6 protein-coding genes are annotated in these 6,206 nt (G+C 54.8%); 4 read left to right on the top strand and 2 right to left on the bottom strand.

Annotated features, from left to right (window positions below; genetic code table 11):
• Together RMSM_RS28755 and RMSM_RS28750 are read left to right on the top strand one after the other, a co-directional pair.
• A partial coding sequence (locus tag RMSM_RS28755) for a DUF1553 domain-containing protein (protein WP_040769896.1) occupies positions 1-1,298 on the top strand: 1,298 nt, incomplete at its 5' end.
• 81 nt (positions 1,299-1,379) lie between these two features.
• Positions 1,380-2,879, top strand: a complete 1,500-nt coding sequence (locus tag RMSM_RS28750; protein ID WP_008705575.1) for a DUF1501 domain-containing protein — start codon at positions 1,380-1,382, stop codon at positions 2,877-2,879.
• On the opposite strand, the gene RMSM_RS37480 is transcribed toward RMSM_RS28750, so the two are convergent.
• Both RMSM_RS37480 and RMSM_RS28740 read right to left on the bottom strand, forming a co-directional pair.
• Complete coding sequence (locus tag RMSM_RS37480; RefSeq protein ID WP_008705573.1) at positions 2,876-3,502, bottom strand: PDZ domain-containing protein; 627 nt, start codon at positions 3,500-3,502, stop codon at positions 2,876-2,878. The two genes, RMSM_RS28750 and RMSM_RS37480, sit on opposite strands and share 4 nt — an antisense overlap.
• Before the next feature lie 65 nt (positions 3,503-3,567).
• Positions 3,568-3,813, bottom strand: coding sequence for a hypothetical protein (locus RMSM_RS28740; RefSeq protein ID WP_008705572.1), 246 nt, complete (start codon positions 3,811-3,813; stop codon positions 3,568-3,570).
• Positions 3,814-4,075: 262 nt separating this feature from the next.
• Here RMSM_RS28740 and RMSM_RS28730 point away from each other — a divergent pair, with 262 nt between their 5' ends.
• A complete protein-coding gene (locus RMSM_RS28730) occupies positions 4,076-5,977 on the top strand; it encodes a transketolase (RefSeq protein ID WP_008705568.1) in 1,902 nt (633 codons plus the stop codon).
• A 36-nt stretch (positions 5,978-6,013) separates the two neighbouring features.
• Positions 6,014-6,206 (top strand): DUF488 domain-containing protein (locus RMSM_RS28725; RefSeq protein WP_008705566.1); only part of this gene is annotated, 193 nt, incomplete at its 3' end.

The raw sequence follows: 6,206 nt of genomic DNA, 5'->3' as shown, positions 1-6,206 counted from the left end.
ACGACTGTCACACGATCGATCCGGCTAACGAATATTACTGGCGACGCGACACTCAGCGATTGCAGGCCGAACAGATCCGTGATGCATTGTTGACGGTGACGGGTGTCCTGAAAGACCGCAGCGGTGGCGGCGCCGTGCTAGGCGATTCGCCTTATCGCAGTATCTTCGTCCGCAATATGCGGAATTCGCCCGATGAATTGCTCAGCAGCTTTGATTTGCCAATGTTTTTCTCGAGCAACTCATCGCGAAACACCACGACCACGGCGGTTCAGTCGCTGATGATGATCAACAGCGACCGAGTGCTTGGCCATGCTCGAAAAATGGCGCAACAGCTATCCGAAACCTCAAGTGACATCTCCACGCAAATCAGCCAAGCGTGGCAGCGTGTGTATGGTCGCGAACCGTCGATCGATGAAGTGCAGCAGTCGATAGCGTTTATTGATGCTCAAACGCAACAACTGCAAAGCAAACGAAGCGATCGAAACGAAGGAAAAATCGAGACGTCCAAGTTACCCTATCGCGACGGGCAAGCCGTTCGTTTTATGGTCGACGATCCGTCGCTGAAGCTGGCGGTCGCCCACGATGATGTGATGAACGTCAGTGATTTTACAATCGAGACATTTTTCCAACTTCGATCGATCGCCAACAGCGGAACCGTTCGTACGATCGTTGGCAAATGGGATGGTGACAAGCGTGGTCCAGGATGGCGTATCGGCGTCACCGGAATGGGATCACGCCGCAAACCCCAAACCTTGGTGCTGCAAATGTTCGGCGAACTGAGCAGTGGAAAGTATGGCGAAGCGGCGATCTTTTCGGATCACCATATCGAAATGAACACGCCCTATTATGCTTCGGCAAGCTTTCAAGCTGCCAAAGACGGCAAACCAGGCAAGGTGACGTTCTACTTGAAGGACCTATCCAATGATGACGAACCACTGCTGCCCGCAGTGATCGAGCATCACATGGCAAGCAAGTTTTCGAACAAAGTGCCGCTGACAATCGGCAGTGTCAGCGGCCGCAACGCCCAAACCTTTGACGGCTTGGTGGACGACATTCGCTTTGTCAGTCGTGCGTTGAGCGTCGATGAGATTCTGTACACAGTCGAGCGATCGGTGGGTGACGCCATCGGTCATTGGCAATTCGAGCTCGACCCTGGTGTGATGCAAAACAGCGTCAATGATCGTTTGCCCATCTTGGCACATGGCGAGTCGATCATCGCGCTCTCAGCGACCGAAGCGGCATTGGTCGATTTCTGTCACGCGTTACTCAATTCAAACGAGTTCCTTTACGTCCATTAGTTGTTGATCGCGACTTCGTCAAAAACCTTTTTATCCCCATCCAATACGACACATCCTCTCTCGTCGTGCCATAGGAAAGTCATGTCCCACCAGAACAAAACCAATCGTCTAGCGACCATCGATTTGCCACATTACGCGCAACCGACCAATCGTCGGGAATTCTTGGCGCGAAGTGGTGCTGGTTTTGGAGCCCTTGCCTTGGCGGGCATGATGTCCGATGCGACGGCGGGACCTGCCGCGGCAAGTATCGCTAGCCGTGCCGATGCTTCCAAACTCGACTTGAATCCCCTCGCCGCAAAGCCGCCTCATTTCGCGCCAACGGCAAAGCGTGTCATCTTTCTCTTTATGGAGGGTGGCCCCAGCCATCTCGATCTTTTTGATCCTAAACCACTCCTACAAAAATTAGCAGGCAAACCGATTCCGGCCAGCTTTGGCGAAGTCGTCACGGCGATGGGCGAGATGCGATCGCCGCTGCTGCCGACGAAACGCAAATGGAAACAACATGGCGAATCGGGAACGTGGGTATCGGATTGGTTGCCGGAAACGGCCAAACGGATCGACGACATTGCCGTAATTCGATCATGCTGGGCGAACGGCATCAATCACTCAGCAGGCGTTTGCCAAATGAACACCTGCTCGATCCTGAGTGGGCGTCCATCGCTGGGCAGCTGGGTTAGCTACGGACTTGGCACCGAAAACGACAACCTGCCCGCTTTCGTCGTGATGCAAGACAATCGGGCGCAAATCGTCAATGGTCCACGCAGCTGGGGTTCGGGGTTCATGCCCGCAGTCTACCAGGGCACTCGGCTCAGCGAAGGAAAGCAGCCAATCCCTTACCTAAATCCGCCCGAAGGAATGACCGATCTGCAACAGCAATCGAAATTGGCATTTTTGAATCAATTGAACCAGCGGTACGCAAATCAGCATCCTGAGCAAACCGAATTGGAAGCACGGATCTCGAGCTACGAGCTGGCATTTCGCATGCAATCCGAAGCGCCCGATGTGATTGATCTGTCACGTGAATCGGCAAAGACCAAGGCGATGTACGGGATCGATCAAAAGGAAACCGCATCCTACGGGCGACTCTGTCTACTGGCCCGGCGGATGGCCGAACGCGGCGTCCGGTTCATCCAGCTGTACCATGGTGCGGGCAGCAAATGGGATTCGCATTCGAACATCGAAGGCAACCACAGCAACATGTGCCGGGCGATGGATTTACCGGTTGCGGCGTTATTAAAGGACTTGAAACAGCGAGGTATGCTCGAGGAAACGCTGGTTGTTTGGGGCGGCGAGTTTGGCCGCACTCCGATGTCCGAGAAAGGCAACGGTCGCGATCACAACCCCAGCGGGTTTACGATGTGGATGGCCGGCGGCGGAGTCAAAGGCGGCCAAACGATCGGCGAGACCGACGATCTCGGATTGCATGCGACGGTGGACCGATTGCACGTGCACGATCTGCACGCTTCGATCCTGCATCTGCTCGGGCTGGGAAACCGGCAATTGACCTACATCCACAAAGGTCGCCCCGAAACCCCCACGGTCAATGAGGGCGAGTTCTTCCACCGCCTCGTCACCGGTTAGTCTCGCGGCGATCTTGATCGCTGCGGAAATGCCGGTTCGTCTGACGGACGCTCTGATCTCTCTTGAGTGCGAAATCGTCGCTGAGCATCCAACCGCACCTCGAGATTGATCAATTGATCAGTGCGTACGTTTTGCACCAACAAGGTGACGTGCCCTCGGTGGCTGGCTCGACGATTCAGTTCCGCCCCGAGCGGGTACAACCGATCTTGTATCCAGCCGACTTGGTATCCACTGACCGCGACGATCCGGTCGCCACGTTCGAGCCCCACGGCCTGCGCTGCAGTGTTGGGCACCGTTCGGGTGACCACAACTCCGGTGTCGGTATTATGGGCGTACACGCCAAGCTTCCATTGATCCGATTGAGGCGGGAACACATGAGGCTGAATTCGCGTGTTCGCACGTGTTTGCGGCTGTTGCGGCATTCCTTCTTCGGTGCCCTGCTGGGCATCGTTGGCATCGCTGGAAACCTCGGAACGAGGAATGCCCCCTTCGCGTTGGACCGCAGCATCACGACCGCGGTCCCGGTCCGGTGCTGTTGCTTGCTGCGCCACAGCTTGCGATCCCCACAATATCAGTACGGGACACACGAGAAGCTGTAGCGAGACGTTTCTTGCAAAATTCATGTTAGAACCTGTCAGAGGTGCCTGTCAGAGGTGAACGTGGATCCAAAACGTGGATCCAATTTGAATTACGAGGGTGATCCATGCGATGAGTGCGTCAGCGAGTGATGGACTTGATAATCGGCATCGACCCAACACTTCGGCAGCGATTCACCCGATGGAAAAACCAAGTCTGACTTGCGAAACATCGCCACATCTTGTTCTTCTTCTCCCGCTTGGCGACATCCCCTGACACTGTCCTCCAAAGGACTGGCAAGCATTTGAAGATCCTCGATACGCACGAGGTCGTCTGACCTCTTTTCTTTCATAAACATTTCAGTAGCTCCCTTAGAGATTTTTTGCTGAGCGGTGTCGTTGACATCTACACAATTCGCCGAGTTTGATTGCAATCAACGCTGCAACTCGCATTCCCAATCCTGCTGGCGCCGGAGATATCGACGGCGCGACAATTGCTCGAAATTTAGATACGAAACGGGGCCATTCAACGCTGCATATTTCGGCCGCGGCGTTTTCGATCGATACCGACGGCTGACCGCATCGCGATCACGTTGTCGACAAACCAACCAGGAGAATTCCATGGCTGTTTCCTCTCAAGCAGTTTCCTCTCAGGCAAGTTCGCACATCGAAACAACGAAACTGCAACAACTGGCAAAGCAAATTCGCCGCTGGATCGTGCAGTCCACCTCCGAGGCTGATTCGGGGCATCCCACTTCGTCGCTGTCCGCCGTGGAATTGATGACAGATCTCGTCTTCTCAGGCACGTTCCGCTACGACGTCGAAAACCCAGAACACCCCGCCAACGATCGACTGATTTTTTCGAAAGGCCACGCCTCTCCACTGTTCTACGCATTGTGGGCCGCTGCGGGTCAGGTCAGTGAACAGGAACTGATGAGCTACCGCACGTTTGGTAGCAAACTCGAAGGCCATCCGACGGCTCGATTTCGATTTACCGAAGCTGCCACTGGCTCGCTCGGCCAAGGATTGTCCGTTGGCTTGGGAATGGCGTTGGCGGGCAAGTACTTGGACCATGCGTCCTACCGCACGTTTGTCCTGCTAGGCGATAGCGAAATGGCCGAAGGATCTCAGTGGGAAGCGATCCAATTGGCTGCCCACTACAAACTGAACAACCTGATTGCCATTTTGGACGTCAATCGACTCGGTCAACGCGGCCCGACGATGTACGGGTACGATTTGGAAGCGTACCAACAACGGATCGAGGCATTTGGATGGAAATGTATCCTCGTTGACGATGGCCACGATCACTCGCAGATCCGCAATGCTTATGCCGATGCTTGCCAATCGACCGACCAGCCAGTGATGATCATTGCACGGACTATCAAAGGCAAAGGCGTCTCATTCCTGGAGAATCAAGAAGGCTTTCACGGAAAGCCGGTCGACAAAGATCGTGTGGACGAAGCTTTGTCGGACATCGGCGAGATTGATGAACCAGTGCATGGTGAAATCGCCAAGCCCAAAGAGATGCAATTAAAACCACTGGAGTCAGACGAAGCTGAGAAGCCGCAGTACAAAATCGGTGACGAGATTGCCACTCGCGACGCTTATGGAAACGCGTTGTGTCGGTTGGCGATGACGTACCCCGAATTGATCGCACTGGACGGCGAGGTATGCAATTCAACACGTTCAAAACAATTCCGGGACGACTACCCTGACCGCTTTTTTGAAATGTTCATTGCCGAACAGAACATGGTGGGAGCCGCGACAGGTTTAGCGCTGCGAGGCAAGTTGCCGTTTGTTTCCACCTTTGCCGCGTTCTTGACTCGCAGCTTTGATCAAATCCGGATGACGCCCTACAGCAACGCGAACGTCAAGTTTGTCGGTTCGCACTGCGGCGTTTCGATCGGCCAGGATGGGCCGTCGCAAATGGGACTCGAGGACATCGCGATGTTCCGCACGATTCAAGACGGCGTCGTGTTGTATCCATGCGATGCAATATCGACCGAAGCCTTGGTCGAAGCGATGGCCGAGCACCCAGGCATTGCGTACCTGAGAACCACGCGTGGTGACACACCGGTGATCTATGACATCGACGAAACATTTCCGATCGGCGGCAGCAAGGTGCTGCGTCACTCCGACGAGGATCAAGTGACGCTGATCGCTGCCGGTATCACGCTGCACGAGGCGCTGCGTGCTCACCAGCAACTGAAAGAACACGGCATTGCCGCCCGAGTGATCGACTTGTACTGCATCAAACCACTGGACCACGCCACGGTACGGCAAGCGGCTGACCAAACCAAAGTGATCTTTACGATTGAAGATCATTTTCCCGAAGGCGGGATCGGCGAAGCGGTGTTGACCAGTCTGTCGGACCACGCGACCCCGGTGAATTGCTTGGCCGTTCGCAAGCAGCCGCTCAGCGGATCGCCAGACAAACAGCTCGACATGCAAGGCATCTCGGCAGCTGCCATCGTCGACGCGGTGCAGCGTTTTGTCAATCATGACAGCGGTGCCTCGGCCTAGTGGACGCCGCTCTGCTCGACTTGTGATGGGACCAAGATGGTGAAAACCAACTCGATCGAAATATGGACGATTGGTCACTCCAACTTGCCGTTGGACGATTTTGTTGAACTGCTACAGCAGCACAACATCGAGTTGGTTTGCGACATTCGTCGATTCCCTGGCTCACGTAAATTCCCGCACTTTGGACAAGACTCACTGTCCCAAACGCTACAGTCAAACGGGATTGAAT

The organism is Rhodopirellula maiorica SM1 (assembly GCF_000346295.1).
Taxonomy (GTDB): Bacteria; Planctomycetota; Planctomycetia; order Pirellulales; family Pirellulaceae; genus Novipirellula; species Novipirellula maiorica.
Note: the sequence above shows the minus strand (reverse complement) of the source record. Positions and strands in the feature narration are given on the sequence as shown.

Coding starts and splice junctions, on each gene's coding strand:
- RMSM_RS28750 (WP_008705575.1), top strand. CDS start 1,380: ATGTCCCACCAGAACAAAACCAATCGTCTAGCGACCATCGATTTGCCA.
- RMSM_RS37480 (WP_008705573.1), bottom strand. CDS start 3,502: ATGAATTTTGCAAGAAACGTCTCGCTACAGCTTCTCGTGTGTCCCGTA.
- RMSM_RS28740 (WP_008705572.1), bottom strand. CDS start 3,813: ATGTTTATGAAAGAAAAGAGGTCAGACGACCTCGTGCGTATCGAGGAT.
- RMSM_RS28730 (WP_008705568.1), top strand. CDS start 4,076: ATGGCTGTTTCCTCTCAAGCAGTTTCCTCTCAGGCAAGTTCGCACATC.